The sequence below is a fragment of the Zunongwangia sp. HRR-M8 genome (genome assembly GCF_027594405.1).
Taxonomy (GTDB): Bacteria; Bacteroidota; Bacteroidia; order Flavobacteriales; family Flavobacteriaceae; genus Zunongwangia.
On the sequence record NZ_CP115161.1, the window covers coordinates 2,972,561 to 2,989,381 of the forward strand.

Sequence of the window (16,821 nt, forward strand, 5' to 3'; positions counted from 1 at the left end):
TTAAAATACTTTTTCTCCGCCTACGTAAGTTTCTATAACTTTTATGTCTGGAATTTCAGTTGCTTCAACTTCCATAATGTCCTCATTTAGGATTATAAAATCGGCAAACTTACCCTTTTCTATACTCCCTTTTTCATTTTCTTCAAAATTGGCATAAGCAGCCCAGATGGTCATCCCCTTTAAAGTTTCTTCGCGACTTAATGCTTCTTCAATTATAAAACCATCTTCAGGATAATTATCGGTATCTTTTCTTGCTACGGAAGCATAAAAAGTTAGAAACGGACTCACCTTCTCTACCGGAAAATCTGTTCCTAAAGCTACTAATCCTGCCTGATTCAATAATTTTTTATAGGCATAAGCCCCTTCTTGTAAACGATCTTTACCCAAACGATCTTCAGCCCAATACATATCGCTAGTTGCATGTGTTGGTTGTACTGAAGGAATTATATTTTTGCTGAAATATTTAAAATCATCCTCATCAATAATTTGTGCATGCTCTACTCGCCATCTTCTGTCAGCTTCATTTTTCAATAAAGAGTCATAAGTTTTTAAAACTACATAATTTGCTGAATCTCCAATAGCGTGCGTATTTAATTGATATTTAGAGTTGGCTACTCGAGCTGCTACTTTTTTAAAATCTTCAATAGGAGAAAGTAACGCTCCAAAATGACCGTGACGATCGCTATATTCCTCCTTTAAAGCTGCCCCGCGCGACCCTAACGCTCCATCTCCATAAAATTTAACCGAGCGTACATTCAAACGATCAGATTTATATGGCTCTTTATCCAGATAATATTTCAGGTTCTCTTCAGTATTGCTAATCATCGCATAGATTCTCATTTTAAAATCATCGTGCTTCTGCAAGCTATCCATAAGCTCAATCACCTCACGATCTATACCCGCATCTATAACTGTAGTTAAGCCATATTCAAAACACATTTTTTGCGCGGTCATAAGTGCTAGCGCCATGTCTTCTAAACTAGGTTCTGGTTGCGCATCAAAAATTAACTGCATGGGGTTATCTACTATAATCCCGGTTAATTCACCATTTTTCTGTTCAATATCACCACCTTCAAAAGTAGTTTCTGTAGTAATCCCTGCTTTGTCTAAAGCTGCCTGATTCACTAAAAGCGCATGGCCGTCTATTCGGCTTATAGCGATAGGTGTATCCGGGAACAATCGATCTAGAGTATCTTTGGTTGGAAATTCTTTATTCTCCCAATCGTTTTGGTCCCAACCGCCACCGGTTATGAAATCTTTTCCATTTTTTTGCTGAAATTCAACAATTCTCGCTACTACATCTTCAAATCTTTTAGTGCCAACTAGATTGACCATTTGCTGCTGAAGACCCAATCGATAAAAATGTGCATGTGCATCTATAAAACCGGGAGATACCGCTTTTCCTTCTGCATCTACTGTTTTCTGAGCTACGTATCCTGAAGTAATTTCTGAAGTAGTTCCAATAGCTTCAAACTTGCCATCTTTCACTGCAAAAGCTTCAGCCATAGAAAAACCTTCATCAACAGTATATATTTTTGCATTAGTTACAATCAAATCTACTTTCTGCTTAGAATTACAGGAACAAAGACCAATTGCTAATATTAAAATTGTAAAAAATTTATGCATAGTTTAATTTTAGATAAATGTAAAAATAAAAAATGCACCTCAGCTAAGGTGCATTTGATTGAAATTATATGTTTTCTAAGAAAATATTTGAGAATTTAGCCCGCTATACCTGCAAAGATTGCATCCCGAATGCTCTTATTTGCCGCTGCTGCTAGAGCAACCGAAATAATTAGCCCTAAAAAGGCATAAGCAAAATCTCGACCTATTAATCTAAAAGCCTTATTTCTATGTTTTTTACCCTTCTTCTTACGAGCAAGGCTTATCGCAATTTCACGACCACCAATGACCCCAAGAAATACCCAGGTAGTACTCATAGGAACGGTACTTATAAATAGTTTATAAATCAATAATATTACATAGGTTAAATCTACCAGTGTAGCTGCACGAATATCAGAAATTCTTGACTTTTCGCTAACCACTTCCTGAATACGATCCCCACGTAAATAAAAGAGCAAACCAAGTCCCAAAAATATGGTGGTTGCAAATATGATAAACTGAAATACACTTTGATGTCTTGGTAAAAACACCGCAATATTAGCACCATCCTGCATTACCCATACGGCCCAGAGTGAACCGCTTACAATCCATTGTATTGCCATCCATCCAGTATGCGCTTTTCGGCTCTTAAAGAATTTTCTAATTGCATTGTAAGACAAATACCATACTGCAAAAGACAGAATAAAAGCCATAACATAGCCTGATAAACTTTTACCTATAACAGAGGTTATCCCTGAAGTATCGGCACTAAAAACGCTTAAAATAAGAAATGTAGTTGATACCGGCATTCGCATTCTGGTAAGAATAAGAAGTACCAATGGAGCAATGATCTGGAAGAAACTAAATTTCTCTGGATGAGGATAATCTGATGTACCGTCTGGATTTAAAAGACGCTGATAGGTAACATCTCCATCGTAATTAATAAAACTCCATGTAACGGTTATCAAAAAGATTGCCCCTACAAAAAGCCAGAGAATCCACCATTTTCGAGCCTTATTACTCTCTATAAAAGTTCCTAATGATTGGATACTATCATTGGCAACAGTAGCGTATGCCGCAAAAAAGAAACCTACCCACATCGCTGCTCTACCATAACCAGTAGAAATTCCTGCAACGATAATTCCCACCATAATAATCCCCAGGAACGTTCTTTCTTTTACAAGAAAATCCAGGATGTTTAGATAAGGACGATCCCGGTTAATTCGTTTGAATTTCTTAGCCATTAAATTCTCTTACGTTATTGACAAATTTGGATGCAAATTAACATACAAACATCGTTAATTTTATTGATCCAATGTTTTGTTATTGTTATCAATTTAGTACGGCAAAACTAAGAAGTTTTTAAATTGATTGTAAGAATTATAGCAGATATTTATAGTCTTCTAAAATAAAAAAGGCGACCAGTTACCTGATCGCCTAGTCTCGCTTAAATTACAAGATCTTAATTATAATCAAATTTGTAGGTTACTCCACCTAGAACTTGAATTCCCTGAACCTGAAAATCACTCCATTGTTGATAATCATTATTTAAAAGGTTACTACCCTTTACAAATGCAGTAAATTGATCGTTGATGCGATAACCAACATGGGCATTTGCATCAAAATAACTATCCAAAGTGATTGGCTCTCTATCGATACCTCCATCTACAGGACGGTTATCTACGATACCCATTGCTTCTCGCTGCCCTACTAAAAATAAATTTGCGCCGGCATACCACTTATCTGTGATTTGATAATCGGCAGTTAACTCGGCATTATAAGTTGGTAGGTTCCAAGCTTCATCTTGAATATCGGTATCGTAATCAAAAAATTCTCCAGTAATACCCAATCTAAAATCATCACTTACATCTACACTAACATTTGCGTAAAACGAAAGCGTTTTTACATTGTCATAAACTACACCAAAAGAGTTTCCATAAGCATAACCTTCACCAATGCTAGGATCATAAGCATTCTTTACAAAAAGTGGTTTAACATCTTCTGCATTATATCCTCCTCTAAAATTATAGGAAATTGTATTAGTTAATTTCCCTTTAGCTCCTAGATAAAAATTGTAAAGATTATCTGTTGGTGCCACCATGGATGTAGGAGACACATATGGATTCTGTTGTACAAAATCGTAATACGAATTTTGTTTCAATCCACCTTCTAAACCAGCATATGGTGTAAAATAATCTTCTACTAATTTATAACTTGCCGTTACTTTTGGATATAAATAAAAATTGCCATCACTATTCTCTATATCTGAACTATAGAAAAACGCTGCTCCTATATTTAAGGTTAGGTCATTTCTTAAAATCAATAAACTTGGATTGATTCCCACGTTCAAAAAACTATATTTATTTTCTATATCAGCAGCATAAAATCTATCTGTAGATCCATTCAAAAAGTTAGCCTGAATATCTGTCGTAATTAATTCATCTGCGATATTAAATTCGAGCGTACTGTTTAAATCTATTTTTTGTTCTGAAGTTCCAGAAGCATCACCTGTTTGTCGAATTTCAAGATCAGCTCTTTTGAAAAAAGAATCGTAAAATTCAATATTACCGCCACCAAATACCGAATAATAGTTTTGCTGCGGATCTATAGAAAGAATTTCAGTATCCGTTAGAGGTAATTCTTCAGAAACCCCATACCAATTATATAATTGATGTTGAACACCAAGCTCTGTATTCCAGGAATAATCACGGTCCTTACTTCCGTAGTTAAGATTCAGTGAAGTATTATAGAATTTATTATCCAACAATACTCCATCTATACCTCCCTGGGACGAATTATGAAGCAAATAAACCCCGAAATTTTGATCGCGATTTACTTCGATATTACTATAAAATTCAGCTAAAACATTAGTATAATTACCTAAACCTAAACTTGCATAATTGTCGTAAGCTTTGGGTGCGCGTTCACGCTCTACTCTGGTTGCTCTACCTTTAACCGGTGTAAAAGTTGATGCTACCGGAACAGAAAAAATATTATATTTTACTGATTTTTTTGTGGTACTAACCGAATCGGCTTTTCCCGGTACTGCTTTTATTTTGGAAGCTTCCCTAACCGACGGTGAATAGGGTTTCACCACCGTTACTGTTTCACTGTCGATTGGATCCTGAGCAAATGCAAATCCGCTCACAAAAAACAGACATAAAAACAAGCTTCTTTTTATTGAAACAAATTTCATATATGATTGCTTAAATTGTTGTTAGGTTATATTTTAATTGTTTCCGGTTTGTACTGAAGAATTAGTTTTGGCCTCTTCAGCTTTAATTTTAGAAAGCTCTTGTTTTGCTTCCTGAACGATTTCCGGATATTGGGCAAAATTCTTAACTACATTATCTAAAACGTAAGTTGCCTGATAAGCATCCCCAAGGGCATAAAAATTCTTCGCCATAAGCACTAAACCTTTCGCTCCCCATTTTTTATATCCTGAAAAATCTTTGGCCAATATCTGTACCGCAGCATTTGAAGCTTCGTAGTTATTGCTTTTATTTTTGAAATAAGCATCATAATATAAAGACTCGGCCGCTAATTCTCCTGTTGCTGTTTTCTGAACTTCAGCATAGGCTTGTTTCGCTTTAGCTTCGTTACCAGATTTAATTGCAGATCTCGCAACGATTAGCTGGGCATCTGTTTTTGCCTGTTTATCTGCTTCAGTATTCGATAGCACTTTATCTGCGTACGCTGCAGCTTCGCGAGGTTGATTCATCTCGTCATAAGATTTCATCAAATTCGATTGTGCATAAATGGTATTTTGGGTATCCCCTGCCACTTTTTCTAAACGCTGCAATAATGGTACTGCTTCCTGATATTTAGACTTTTCAAGATAAATTTGAGAAAGTCGTGCTAAAGATTGTTCAGTAAATTCGTTATTTGGTTTATCAATTACATATTTAAAATGAGAAACCGATGCATCTTTTGCACCTTCACGATATTGAATCTCTGCCAAATAATAGTTTGCATTTATAGCGTGTATTCCGTTAGGAAAACTTCTTAAATACTTTTCAAAATTAGATTTTGCTTTAGAAGTATTGTTGGCTAAATATTGATTTTCGGCAGCTTCATAGGTAGTATTATCCAAATCGGCATCGGTCACTTCTACAAAATCGATATTCTTTACCCAGCTCGCATACTCATCGGTTCTTCCTAAATCTACATACACATTTCTGGCGGTAGAGACCGCTTCCATAGCTTCTGGAGTATTTGGATAATCGTTTACTACTTTTTTAAATCGACCTAAAGCTTTTTCGCCTTGGTTTCCATTATAGTAAATTAATCCCTGTCTCAACATTGCTTTTGGTACTAAAGCACTTCCCGGCACTTCTCTAATCAAACGATCGTAAGTTGAAATTGCCTGAGAGGTATTATTGGTTGCTACGTAGGTATTCCCTAATTCGTACAGGGCATCATCACGAAAAGCAGATCTTGGATAACTACTATTAAATCCTGAAAGATCTTCAATTTTACGTTCATTACGATCTACAAATCCATAGCTAATCGCTTTTTGGAATGCTGCATAATCTGCATTACTTACGCCATTTGCGATCGCAGAATTATAAGATTCCATTGCTGGCCAATACTGGCTGTTTACAAAATAGCTATCTCCCAATCTTAAGTACGCATCGTTTCTTTTAACCATGTCATTTTGGTTATTTTCAGCATACTTTTTAAAGTAATCAATGGCACGTGCATATTCGTTTTTCTTAAAATACGCGTATCCAATATTGTAATCTAAATCGGCTTTTTCTTCGGTTCCGGCTGCGGCGCTCATTCCGCTAAATTCCTTATATCCGATAATCGCATCGTCGATTCTATTCACATTAAACTCGCTTTCTGCTTTCCAATAGGTTGCTTTTGCAGTTATTTTTGGATCACGAGGTTCTTTTAAAGCTTTATCAAGGTTCTTGATCGCTTCATAATAATCCCCTTCTTCGTAAAGTTGGATTCCGTAGTAATAAGCAACTTTCTGATAAGCTACTTTATCAGCAAAATTTCTGTTATTTTCTAAAAGCTGCATCGCTTCTTCGAAATTCCCAGAGGTGATAAACGAATTAATTAAAAGTTCTTCTGCTTCAGCTTTATTTGCCGAATTTGGATAGGTTTCTAAGAAAGTGATTAGAACTTTCGACGGACTCTCATAACTATTCCCTATTTCGTATCCCAATTTTGCGTAATTCAGCATCGCATCTTCTTTTATTTTCGCATCAAAATCCATTTCACTGGCATTTTTAAATGCGTTTAAAGCTTGCTGTTTTTGCCCAGATTCTAGATAAGATTGCGCTAAATGATAATACGCATTTTGAGCAATCGCATTTTTCCCATCAATAATTTTATTGAATTCTGAAATCGCATTGGCATAATCACCCTGCTTATAATACGCATAACCTAATTGGTAATAATCGGTGTTATTCCATTTTCTTCTTACGCCTTCGTATTCCTTTAAATAAGGAATTGCCTGATCGTATTGTTTTAGGTTGAAATAACTTTCTCCAATAATTTTATTAAGCTGTGATTTTTCCATCACATTAGATTTTGGAAGCTGCTCTTTACCAAGCTGTATGGCTTTCTCAAAATTCCCTAACTTAAAATTCATATCGGCCTGGTAATAAGAAAGTTCTTTGCCATAACGAGCATCACCTTTTACCTCATCAAAATATTGATTGGCCTGATCGTAATCATTAGCCTCATAAGCCATGTATCCTATATAATATTTCGCCTGCGCGCCATATTCTTTAGAATCGATAACACGATTAAAATAGTTTTTAGCCTGATCTAGATCATCGGTTTGAAAATAAACATATCCCTTATTAAAGTAATATTTATCCATGTCGCCACGGCTTATACTTTTTTCGTCTACCATATCATACCACTTGCGTGCTTGTGGATATTTACCGGTATTAAAATAATACGTCGCCACATCCTGATAAGCAGAATTTGTTTTTGTACTGGTAGGGTATCGGGAAACAAAACGTTGCATAAGTTCATCTGCTCCGGGCTGGTTAAGCCTTACAGCAGCATTAGCCACATAGTATGCACAGTCGCCTTTAATTTTCTCGTCAGTTGCTTCTTCTTTTACATCTGCAAAAATCTTTTGGGCTGCCAGATACTGCTCGTTATTGTACAGTTCTAACGCCTTATTAAATTTTACAAGATCATTGGTGTAAATGGCCGATTGCTGAGAAAAACCAAAGCTAGCCACGAAAAAGAAAACAACAAATAGGTAAGATTTGCCAGTTGTCATTTATAGTTTTTTAAGTTTGATGATCAAAGATAATTTAATGCTTTATTTCTTAACGCCATTTAAACACTATAATTATGTTAATGGTAAAAAAAGTAATTGCCCAGTGCACTAAAACTGTATATTTACCCGTAATTTTATAATCTGAAGTCAGTTTTTCGACTTCGATTATCCAAGGCTGAAATATCATTAAGATTAGAGAAACTAGCAATGTATTTTTTAGCCTGAATTATTTATTCTGAAAAGTTTTGATTTATGTCTAATGTTGTTCTTGAATTGAAAAATGCGGCAATCTACCAAAGAGAGAATCTTATTCTTTCTGAAGTTGATGTGACTGTAAATAAAGGAGAATTTGTTTATCTTATTGGTAAAACCGGTACGGGTAAAAGTAGTTTTATGAAAACACTATACGGAGATTTGCCTTTAACTGAAGGCGAAGGAAGTATCGTAGACTTTAATCTTAGAAAACTTAAAGAAAAAGATATCCCATATTTAAGACGAAAATTAGGGATCGTTTTTCAGGATTTTAAATTACTTACCGATCGCAATATTAAAGACAACCTATTATTTGTCTTAAAAGCGACCGGCTGGAAAGACAAAGCCAATATGGATCAAAAAATTGACTTTGTTTTAGAGAAAGTAGGCATGAAAACCAAAGGATTTAAATTCCCTTATCAATTATCTGGTGGAGAACAACAACGCGTTGCCATTGCCCGTGCACTTTTAAATGATCCTGAATTAATCCTGGCCGATGAGCCTACCGGAAATTTAGATCCACAAACCTCTGTTGAAGTGATGCAGGTTTTACAAGAAATTAGCCGAAATGGAAACACTATTTTAATGGCTACTCACGATTATGCGCTATTATTAAAATATCCTTCTAAAACCCTGAAATGTGACGGCCAACGTGTCTTTGAAGTCGTGCAGAAAACAGTTTAAGTTAGAAATTAGATTTTAGATCGCTTCGCTGTTAGAATTTAGAGAATAGACTATTATTTTGAAAAATTAATTTAGGTGTCATCTCGACCGCAGTGGAGAGATCTTTGTAAGTTTGCGGTTAGAACGGATAAAATTGAATAGAGAATAGAGAATAGAGAATAGAGAGAAGTTAGAAAACTATTTATTCTAACCTTCTAAATTTGAGAGACGATTTTATATAAAAAAGCTGCTAATTTTAAAATTAGCAGCTTTTTTTATTCAATTTTATAAAATTACAATACGAAATTCAGGTGAATTCCTAATCGCATTTTAGCTTCAACATTTCCTGCATTTAAGTTTTGACTCACAGGAAGCATAAGATTTACGCCTCCTGAAATTTTACCATAATTAGATTCTACGCCTATTCGGCTAAATAAAATATCGCCTTTGGTGTCTTTAACCGGCAAACCATAACTTTTATTTTCGCCAAAAACCTCTCCTGAAAGACCTAAAATCGGGGTAATAGATATTGGCGTAAACGTCTTTGCATTCATGGTGATAAAACTGCGGTAAAGATTTATTCCATAAGTAAACTGATCTCCAAAATGATATTTTTTTTCGTTTTCAGTCTTAATGGTATAATTCGCAAGAGCTCCCAATCCCCAATTATTATAAGAAACCGAATAGTTACTTGCAAAAAGAATATCCCAGCTTCCTGTCCCTACCTGAAAACTTGGGTTAACACTTCCCTCATTATTGGATCGTTTGTATTCTCCCGTAGGCAATTTTACTCCGGCTCCAATTTCAAGATTATGCTTAAATTTTGTTTGTTGTTCAGGTAAAAATCCATCTAATTTTGGTGAAATCAACTTATAAAAACCAAGAACACTAATATCTCCCAAGCCATTAATATCCTGAGTGCTTCCGTCGTTAAACTCACGATTATGGAAATGGTATGGTACAATTACATTGACTTTAATTTTTGCAGTTACCGGAATTCTTGCCCAGGCTTGCAGTGTATTAAAATTCTCATCTATCCATGGAGAATTGTTATAAATTCCATCCTTAGATTTATATTGTTGATGAATATAACGTAGGCCTACAAAATCACCATTCCCAATAGTGCCATACCCCATACTCCCGCCACTGCTTCCGCAGCCGCATACGTCACAATCATCGTATTCAAAATTGAAATTCGAGAATACCGCAGTAGAATCTTTTAATGTTTCAGCTTTCATCAAAGAAAGACTTAACATCATTACTATTGATAGTGTATATTTAATATTCTGTAAATCGTTTATCATTTAAATATTCGTCGTCGGTTAGTGTGTTCAGAAAAGCAATTAACGCGGCTTTTTCTTCGTTGCTCAAATCGATGCCTAATCGATTGTTCTGTTTTAAAATAGGATCTAAAGTTTCTGAATCCTGCACACCGTTATCGTAAAAATTAAGTACAGATTCCAGACTCCCAAACCTACCATCGTGCATATAAGGAGCGGTAATCGCGACATTACGTAAACTGGGTACTTTAAATTTATAATTATCGGCAGCGCTTCCGGTTACTTCAGCTCTTCCAATATCATTAATTCCGGGATATGGTGGCAATCCGTTATTTCTAAAAGCATCATCGGTAAACAGATCGGTTTTATGGCAGGTAGCGCATTTCTGTTTAAAAATACCAAGACCTAATTTCTCGGTTTCAGAAAATGTTCCGCCTTCTTCTTCTCTAACATATTTATCATATTTAGAGTTCGAAGAAATCATCATCACCATAAATTGCGATAAGGCTTTAAAGAAATATTCGTTATTTACCTCTCCGTTTTCAAAAGCCTCTGCAAATAATCGAGGATATTCGTCATCAGACTTTAGTTTAGCAATCACATTAGAGACTGTTTCTCCCATTTCGACCTCGTTGGTAATCGGGATAATCGGAAACAAGTCTAAATGTGAAGTGGCACCATCCCAGGCATATTCTTTCTGAAATGCCATATTCTGAACTGCGGGAGCATTTCGTGTTCCCTCCAGATCATCAATACCATGGCTAAATTGATGGCCGTGATGCGTAAAAGCAAATCGCTGCTCGTGACAAAACCCACAAGAAATAAATCCGTTTGTGGACAGTTTCCCATCATAAAACAATTTTTTGCCCAGCTCAAATCCTTTCTCGGTTGGCGGATTTGCACTTAGATCGTATTGAATAGCAGGGAAATTTGAAGGTATATTTACTTCCAACTCGCGATTGATGGCAACATATTCACCTTCATCATCACTACAAGAGAATAGACCAAAAATCACCAATATCGGCAATACGATCTTCTTCATTTTATTCATCATTTCTTAAAATATTTTGAAGCAAACCAAGGCATTCTGTAACAGAACAAAATGCCAGATCTGGTTCACTCAAAGTTTATTAATGCTGAATATTTTCTCCGTTATGTATATGATCTACGCGAAACATACTGCTAACATTTTCTGAAATTTGCGGACTTTTAACTTCATCGATCATCACTACCGCTTTCTCTGAAAGTTTGATCTTATTTTTACCGTCTAAAATTTTATTTGCATCTACGGCAATGTGAATTACGGGACTTAGCTTATCGCTAACCAAGGCTCTTGATGGTAAATCTAAAATTACTTCACGATAATTATCTAAACTACTACCGTGGCTTCCCATATGGATTTTGAAGTTTGTTGCTTCAGTAACAGTTTCTGAGGTGAAAGTTCCTTCAAAGTTTAAAAATTTATAACCCGCTTGCCACGACCACATCATCTCGTTGTTCTCTGCAATTTCTAAAAAATCACCTTGTCCTTCAGCACCTTGTTGATACTTTTCTTGATCTACTCCTACACCAAATTTGATGGCTACATACTCTGCCGCAGGAATATTTTTTAGACTCACTTCAGTAAGATCATTTTCTTCACTTACCACAAAATAACTTTCATCTTTAGGATAAGTATATTCATTTCCTTCAGCATCGATTAACACAAAATTACTGACAATGTAATTGAAACGATTTATAGTTAAAACTTCACCGTTAGAGTTTGTATATGTAGAAGAACCTAATAAAAGATCATCACCATTAACGCCATTATCAAACCCGATTCTCACTTCATTTTCACCCGTTGCGGTATCCACAGCATCATCGTCTGATGAGCATGCAGCAAAGGAAACAACTAAAAAAAGAAGACTTATTTTTATATAATTAAAATTCATTTTTTTCAATTTATACTGCTATCAGTTTTATAGGTATAGCAGCGATTGTTTATTAAAATTTGGACATACCAGTGGCTCTCGACTCTCAGTTTAAGAATCAATATTGCCAATTTTATAAATGAATTTTAAGCAATTGGAGGCTTAATATCGTCTTTGGAAAACAAGAAACTATAAGACACAAAATACGGCATCGTCACTTTAGCCTTATTTATGGAAACATCCGTCAGATTATCGAAAATTGACTGATGATCTTCAAAATAAAGCACGGGAAGCTTGTACCTGCTTTCTAAGTTTGCTTGTTTTTTATCGCGCTCTTTATTCGCCTCTTCTGCCAGCGATTGCATTAAATAGCATTTACCGTTACAAGCCAAATCTGGGCGATCACGGTTAATACATAACTGGGTTACTATATAATCATAATTGAAAATATAGTCCACAACCGGCAATACTGGTTTCAACAGGATAAATAAGACCACGAAAAGGCCTAAATATCGCATGTAGAATCGATAAAAATAGGATTATTGAATAAGATTCTCTGCGTTTTCGATACTGGAATCTACTTTCTCCTGCATCGCCTTAACGTCCTCTAGCTCTTCTTCTAATGCATCAATTCGCTGCTGAAGTTGCTCATTGTCCATTTTCTGAACTTCCGCTTTATCCTTCACAAATTCGTCGCTAAAGCTATGCATCCAATCCATCATCACTTTGTCTGCTTCTTGAAGCTTTTTTTCAGCTTGCATATATTTTTCTGCGGAAGCACTAGTATCTGCAATGGTTTTAAGTTGCTTCGACAATTCAGGAATATCAGCCATCTTTGGCATTACTTCATCGTGAATATCCAGAACCTCATGGAATAAATTATCGTATTCTTTTTTCTTTGCTGAAGTATCTTCTGCACAAGAATGGGCAAGTGTTGCAAAACTAAGTAGTAATGCTGCTTTATAAATAAGTTTCATTGAAAATCTTTAAGTTTAATATTGAATAAAAATGGAACCGAATTTTAGAAATTCAGCAATTAAACTTAGACAATGGGAGGATGGAAAAACTCCTGTGAATTCTGAAAATGGTAAAACTGAGGTAGAAATATAAAGCTATGCGCTACCATTTCAGTTTCCTGATTGTTATTTATTAGCACGACTTTCTCTGTATAGAAAAGAGGAATGTCTACTTTTTTAATTGAAGATTCTTTTTTCTGTTCAGATTCTTCTTCTGAAGCTTCTGCAAGCGCCTGCATTAAATAACATTTCCCATTACAGGCCAATTCTGGACGCTCTTTGTTTTCGCATAATTCTTTAGCGATATAATCGTAATTAAGCACGTAGTCCACCACCGGAAAAACAGGCTTTACCAAGATCAAAAAAGCGAATATGGGAAACAAATATTTCACGCTGTAAAAATAGGTAAAACGGTATTTCTATTCAACTTAAACCCTGATTTTATAGACTTCATATTAGTTAAAATTTAGGTCTTTTTTTTCTAGAGATTAGAAGTGAGAAATTAGATATTGATAATGTAATGATATGATAATGCGGTGATTCGATAAACTATAATATATGTTGAATATTAAATTTTGATCGCTGAAAGCTGAAAAATAAATTTGATAATTTCAAAATGTGATGATTGTTCAGTTACTCAAATATTGAATTTTGAATGAAGCTGAAGGCTGACAGCTGTAAATCGTCGACCATAAAAAAACCTCACAAGTTTAGAACTGTGAGGTTTTTTTCTATTTCAGTATAAAACTATCGATTAGATAATTTTATTTCTTTTTCTGTCGTTTTCTGTTAGATAAATCTTTCGAAGTCTTAAATGATTTGGTGTAACTTCTACATACTCATCTTTCTGAATGTATTCTAAAGCTTCTTCCAAAGAAAACTTAATTGCTGGTACAATTTTCGCTTTATCATCTGCTCCTGAAGAACGAACGTTAGAAAGCTTTTTAGTTTTAGTGATATTCACAACCATATCGTCCTGACGTGAGTTCTCACCAATAACCTGACCTTCGTAAATATCTTCACCTGGATCTACAAAGAATTTACCACGATCCTGAAGTTTATCAATAGAATAAGGAATTGCGGTACCTTTCTCCATAGAAACTAAAGATCCATTTAAACGCTCTGGAATACCTCCTTTTAATGGTTGATATTCTTTAAATCGGTGCGCCATAATAGCCTCACCAGCAGTAGCAGTTAATAACTGATTACGTAAACCGATAATTCCACGAGATGGAATTAAAAATTCACAAACCATACGCTCACCACGAGCTTCCATAGATAACATTTCTCCTTTACGAAGTGTTACCATTTCTACCGCTTTACCAGAAACATTTTCTGGAAGATCGATAGTTAATTCTTCAACCGGCTCACATTTAACACCATCAATTTCTTTGATGATTACCTGTGGTTGCCCAATTTGAAGTTCATATCCTTCACGACGCATAGTTTCGATAAGTACAGACAAGTGAAGTACACCACGTCCATAAACTAAAAATTTATCAGCACTATCTGTTTCATGAACTCTAAGCGCAAGGTTTTTTTCTAATTCTTTGGTAAGTCTATCTTTAATATGTCTTGATGTCACAAATTTACCATCTTTTCCAAAGAAAGGAGAGTCATTAATCGTGAACAACATACTCATTGTAGGCTCATCAATAGCGATAGTTTTAAGACCTTCCGGATTTTCTAAATCAGCAATGGTATCACCAATTTCAAACCCTTCTAAACCTACAACCGCACAAATATCACCAGCTTCAACTGTTTCCACTTTTCTACGGCCTAAACCTTCAAAAGTATGAAGCTCTTTAATCTTTGTTTTCTTAATAGAACCGTCTCTTTTCACCAAAGAAACATTCATTCCTTCATTTAAAATTCCTCGTTGTAAACGACCAATTGCGATTCTTCCTGTAAAAGAAGAGAAATCTAAAGACGTAATTAGCATTTGCGGCGATCCGTCTTTATCTACTTTTGGAGAAGGAATATGCTCGATAACCATATCTAATAATGGTTCGATATTTTCTGTCTGGTTTTTCCAGTCTTCACTCATCCAGTTGTTCTTTGCAGAACCATAAACTGTTGGGAAGTCTAACTGCCACTCCTCTGCTCCAAGCTCGAACATAAGATCGAATACTTTTTCGTGAACCTCATCTGGAGTACAGTTTTCTTTATCAACTTTATTTACCACAACGCAAGGTTTTAAACCTAGATCGATTGCTTTTTGTAATACAAAACGAGTTTGTGGCATAGGCCCTTCAAAAGCATCTACTAAAAGTAAAACACCATCTGCCATATTTAACACACGCTCTACCTCTCCACCAAAATCGGCGTGACCAGGAGTATCAATAATGTTAATCTTTGTATCTTTATATACTACAGATACGTTTTTAGAAGTAATGGTAATACCACGTTCTCTCTCAAGATCGTTATTATCCAAAATAAGGTCACCAGTATTTTCGTTTTCTCTAAATAAACGACAATGATACATGATCTTATCAACCAGGGTAGTCTTACCGTGGTCAACGTGTGCAATAATTGCAATATTTTTAATAGCTGCCATAAAAGCCTGTTTTTAAAGGGCGCAAATATACAGCTATTTTTCGCTATATAAAGCCTAAATTTATATTATTGAAAAATAATAATCCAAAAGTAACAAATTGTTTTACAATTAGTTACAATCAATTTAAGGTTTTAATTGTAAAATAGCTAAAAATAACCAGATAAATAAATCCGACAAACAGAAATAAATAAGCAAAAAAATTAATTTCATCATTCTGATTATAAGCTAAAAAGCTCCCCATGCCAACCAATATAATTCCGCTTAAAAATAGACCTTTGCTCGTCAAAAAACTTACTTTGCCCTTTTTCATAAAAAGTGCTGAATTTCGCCATATATATGGTAAAATATAATTAGTGGATTTTAAAATCTTATCTTTGCTGAATTAATTAGTTGAACCAATGAAGTTAGAAAACATACCACAAATACATAATGCCAATTCAGACAACTTTTTTCTTCTAGCCGGTCCTTGCGCTATTGAAGGTGAAGATATGGCTTTGAGAATTGCTGAAAGAGTTGTTGAAATTACCGATAAACTGAAAATTCCTTACGTTTTTAAAGGAAGTTTTAAAAAAGCAAATCGATCTAGAATCGACAGTTTTACCGGGATTGGCGATGAAAAAGCACTTAAAATTCTAAGAAAAGTTTCAGAAACTTTTAAAGTTCCCACGATTACCGACATTCACGAAATAAACGATGCAAAACTAGCTGCAGAATATGTTGATATTCTACAAATTCCTGCATTTTTAGTAAGGCAAACCGATCTTGTAGTAGCCGCTGCAGAAACCGGTAAAACTGTTAACCTTAAAAAAGGCCAGTTTATGAGCCCAGAAGCTATGCAACACGCTGTGACCAAGGTTACCGATTGTAATAACGAACAGGTTATGGTAACCGATCGCGGTACCATGTTTGGCTATAAAGACATGATTGTTGATTTTAGAGGAATTCCTACCATGCGGGAATTTGCGCCAACGGTTTTGGATGTAACCCATAGTTTGCAACAACCAAACCAGACCAGCGGTGTTACTGGTGGTCGACCAGATATGATCGAAACTATTGCCAGAGCCGGAGTGGTGAATAATGTAGATGGTTTATTTATTGAAACGCATTTTGATCCTGCAAATGCAAAAAGTGACGGCGCAAATATGCTCGACTTAAAATATTTGGAAAAGTTGATGACTAATCTTGTTGCTATTCGACAAACCATTAATACGTTTTGATAGTCGGTTTTTAAAGACATTTAAATTTTAATTAAAGTATGATAGATAAGGGCTCTAAGAAATTTAGA

The 16,821-nt window shown here is 35.2% G+C and carries 13 protein-coding genes; 2 read left to right on the top strand and 11 right to left on the bottom strand.

The window, feature by feature from the left end; all coding sequences use genetic code 11:
* The 4 genes from PBT89_RS12815 to PBT89_RS12830 all read right to left on the bottom strand — a co-directional run bounded on the left by PBT89_RS12815 (position 1) and on the right by PBT89_RS12830 (position 7,855).
* Positions 1–1,626, bottom strand: coding sequence for an amidohydrolase (locus PBT89_RS12815; RefSeq protein WP_270062243.1), 1,626 nt, complete (start codon positions 1,624–1,626; stop codon positions 1–3).
* Between the two features lie 95 nt (positions 1,627–1,721).
* A complete protein-coding gene (locus PBT89_RS12820; protein WP_270060496.1) occupies positions 1,722–2,846 on the bottom strand; it encodes a hypothetical protein in 1,125 nt (374 codons plus the stop codon).
* A gap of 218 nt (positions 2,847–3,064) precedes the next feature.
* Entirely contained in the window at positions 3,065–4,798 is a 1,734-nt protein-coding gene (locus tag PBT89_RS12825) for a TonB-dependent receptor (RefSeq protein WP_270062244.1), read from the bottom strand.
* A gap of 33 nt (positions 4,799–4,831) precedes the next feature.
* Complete coding sequence (locus PBT89_RS12830) at positions 4,832–7,855, bottom strand: tetratricopeptide repeat protein (RefSeq protein ID WP_270062245.1); 3,024 nt, start codon at positions 7,853–7,855, stop codon at positions 4,832–4,834.
* A 252-nt stretch (positions 7,856–8,107) separates the two neighbouring features.
* Between PBT89_RS12830 and PBT89_RS12835 the strand changes: the two genes are divergently transcribed.
* Positions 8,108–8,791 (top strand): cell division ATP-binding protein FtsE, encoded by a 684-nt coding sequence (locus PBT89_RS12835; RefSeq protein ID WP_270060493.1) that lies wholly within the window; start codon positions 8,108–8,110, stop codon positions 8,789–8,791.
* A gap of 272 nt (positions 8,792–9,063) precedes the next feature.
* Here PBT89_RS12835 and PBT89_RS12840 read toward each other — a convergent pair whose 3' ends face one another.
* The 7 genes from PBT89_RS12840 to typA all read right to left on the bottom strand — a co-directional run bounded on the left by PBT89_RS12840 (position 9,064) and on the right by typA (position 15,536).
* Positions 9,064–10,008 (bottom strand): transporter, encoded by a 945-nt coding sequence (locus PBT89_RS12840; protein WP_270062246.1) that lies wholly within the window; start codon positions 10,006–10,008, stop codon positions 9,064–9,066.
* Between the two features lie 40 nt (positions 10,009–10,048).
* The gene (locus PBT89_RS12845) at positions 10,049–11,104 is read right to left on the bottom strand and encodes a cytochrome-c peroxidase (RefSeq protein ID WP_443089598.1); all 1,056 of its coding nucleotides are present in this window, start codon (positions 11,102–11,104) and stop codon (positions 10,049–10,051) included.
* Between the two features lie 76 nt (positions 11,105–11,180).
* A complete protein-coding gene (locus tag PBT89_RS12850) occupies positions 11,181–11,984 on the bottom strand; it encodes an MbnP family protein (protein WP_270062247.1) in 804 nt (267 codons plus the stop codon).
* Positions 11,985–12,109: 125 nt separating this feature from the next.
* Positions 12,110–12,481, bottom strand: a complete 372-nt coding sequence (locus tag PBT89_RS12855) for a hypothetical protein (protein ID WP_270062248.1) — start codon at positions 12,479–12,481, stop codon at positions 12,110–12,112.
* Positions 12,482–12,502: 21 nt separating this feature from the next.
* A complete protein-coding gene (locus tag PBT89_RS12860; RefSeq protein ID WP_270062249.1) occupies positions 12,503–12,940 on the bottom strand; it encodes a hypothetical protein in 438 nt (145 codons plus the stop codon).
* A 65-nt stretch (positions 12,941–13,005) separates the two neighbouring features.
* Positions 13,006–13,341, bottom strand: a complete 336-nt coding sequence (locus PBT89_RS12865) for a hypothetical protein (protein ID WP_270060488.1) — start codon at positions 13,339–13,341, stop codon at positions 13,006–13,008.
* A gap of 392 nt (positions 13,342–13,733) precedes the next feature.
* Entirely contained in the window at positions 13,734–15,536 is a 1,803-nt protein-coding gene (gene typA, locus PBT89_RS12870) for a translational GTPase TypA (RefSeq protein WP_270060487.1), read from the bottom strand.
* A 398-nt stretch (positions 15,537–15,934) separates the two neighbouring features.
* On the opposite strand from typA, the gene kdsA reads away from it, so the two are divergent.
* Positions 15,935–16,753 (top strand): 3-deoxy-8-phosphooctulonate synthase, encoded by an 819-nt coding sequence (gene kdsA, locus PBT89_RS12875; protein WP_270062250.1) that lies wholly within the window; start codon positions 15,935–15,937, stop codon positions 16,751–16,753.
* Positions 16,754–16,821: the final 68 nt, after the last annotated feature.

Bases quoted from the DNA above. Each gene is read 5' to 3' on its own strand.
- PBT89_RS12815 (WP_270062243.1), bottom strand. From the start codon at position 1,626: ATGCATAAATTTTTTACAATTTTAATATTAGCAATTGGTCTTTGTTCC.
- PBT89_RS12820 (WP_270060496.1), bottom strand. From the start codon at position 2,846: ATGGCTAAGAAATTCAAACGAATTAACCGGGATCGTCCTTATCTAAAC.
- PBT89_RS12825 (WP_270062244.1), bottom strand. From the start codon at position 4,798: ATGAAATTTGTTTCAATAAAAAGAAGCTTGTTTTTATGTCTGTTTTTT.
- PBT89_RS12830 (WP_270062245.1), bottom strand. From the start codon at position 7,855: ATGACAACTGGCAAATCTTACCTATTTGTTGTTTTCTTTTTCGTGGCT.
- PBT89_RS12835 (WP_270060493.1), top strand. From the start codon at position 8,108: ATGTCTAATGTTGTTCTTGAATTGAAAAATGCGGCAATCTACCAAAGA.
- PBT89_RS12840 (WP_270062246.1), bottom strand. From the start codon at position 10,008: ATGAAAGCTGAAACATTAAAAGATTCTACTGCGGTATTCTCGAATTTC.
- PBT89_RS12845 (WP_443089598.1), bottom strand. From the start codon at position 11,104: ATGATGAATAAAATGAAGAAGATCGTATTGCCGATATTGGTGATTTTT.
- PBT89_RS12850 (WP_270062247.1), bottom strand. From the start codon at position 11,984: ATGAATTTTAATTATATAAAAATAAGTCTTCTTTTTTTAGTTGTTTCC.
- PBT89_RS12855 (WP_270062248.1), bottom strand. From the start codon at position 12,481: ATGCGATATTTAGGCCTTTTCGTGGTCTTATTTATCCTGTTGAAACCA.
- PBT89_RS12860 (WP_270062249.1), bottom strand. From the start codon at position 12,940: ATGAAACTTATTTATAAAGCAGCATTACTACTTAGTTTTGCAACACTT.
- typA (WP_270060487.1), bottom strand. From the start codon at position 15,536: ATGGCAGCTATTAAAAATATTGCAATTATTGCACACGTTGACCACGGT.
- kdsA (WP_270062250.1), top strand. From the start codon at position 15,935: ATGAAGTTAGAAAACATACCACAAATACATAATGCCAATTCAGACAAC.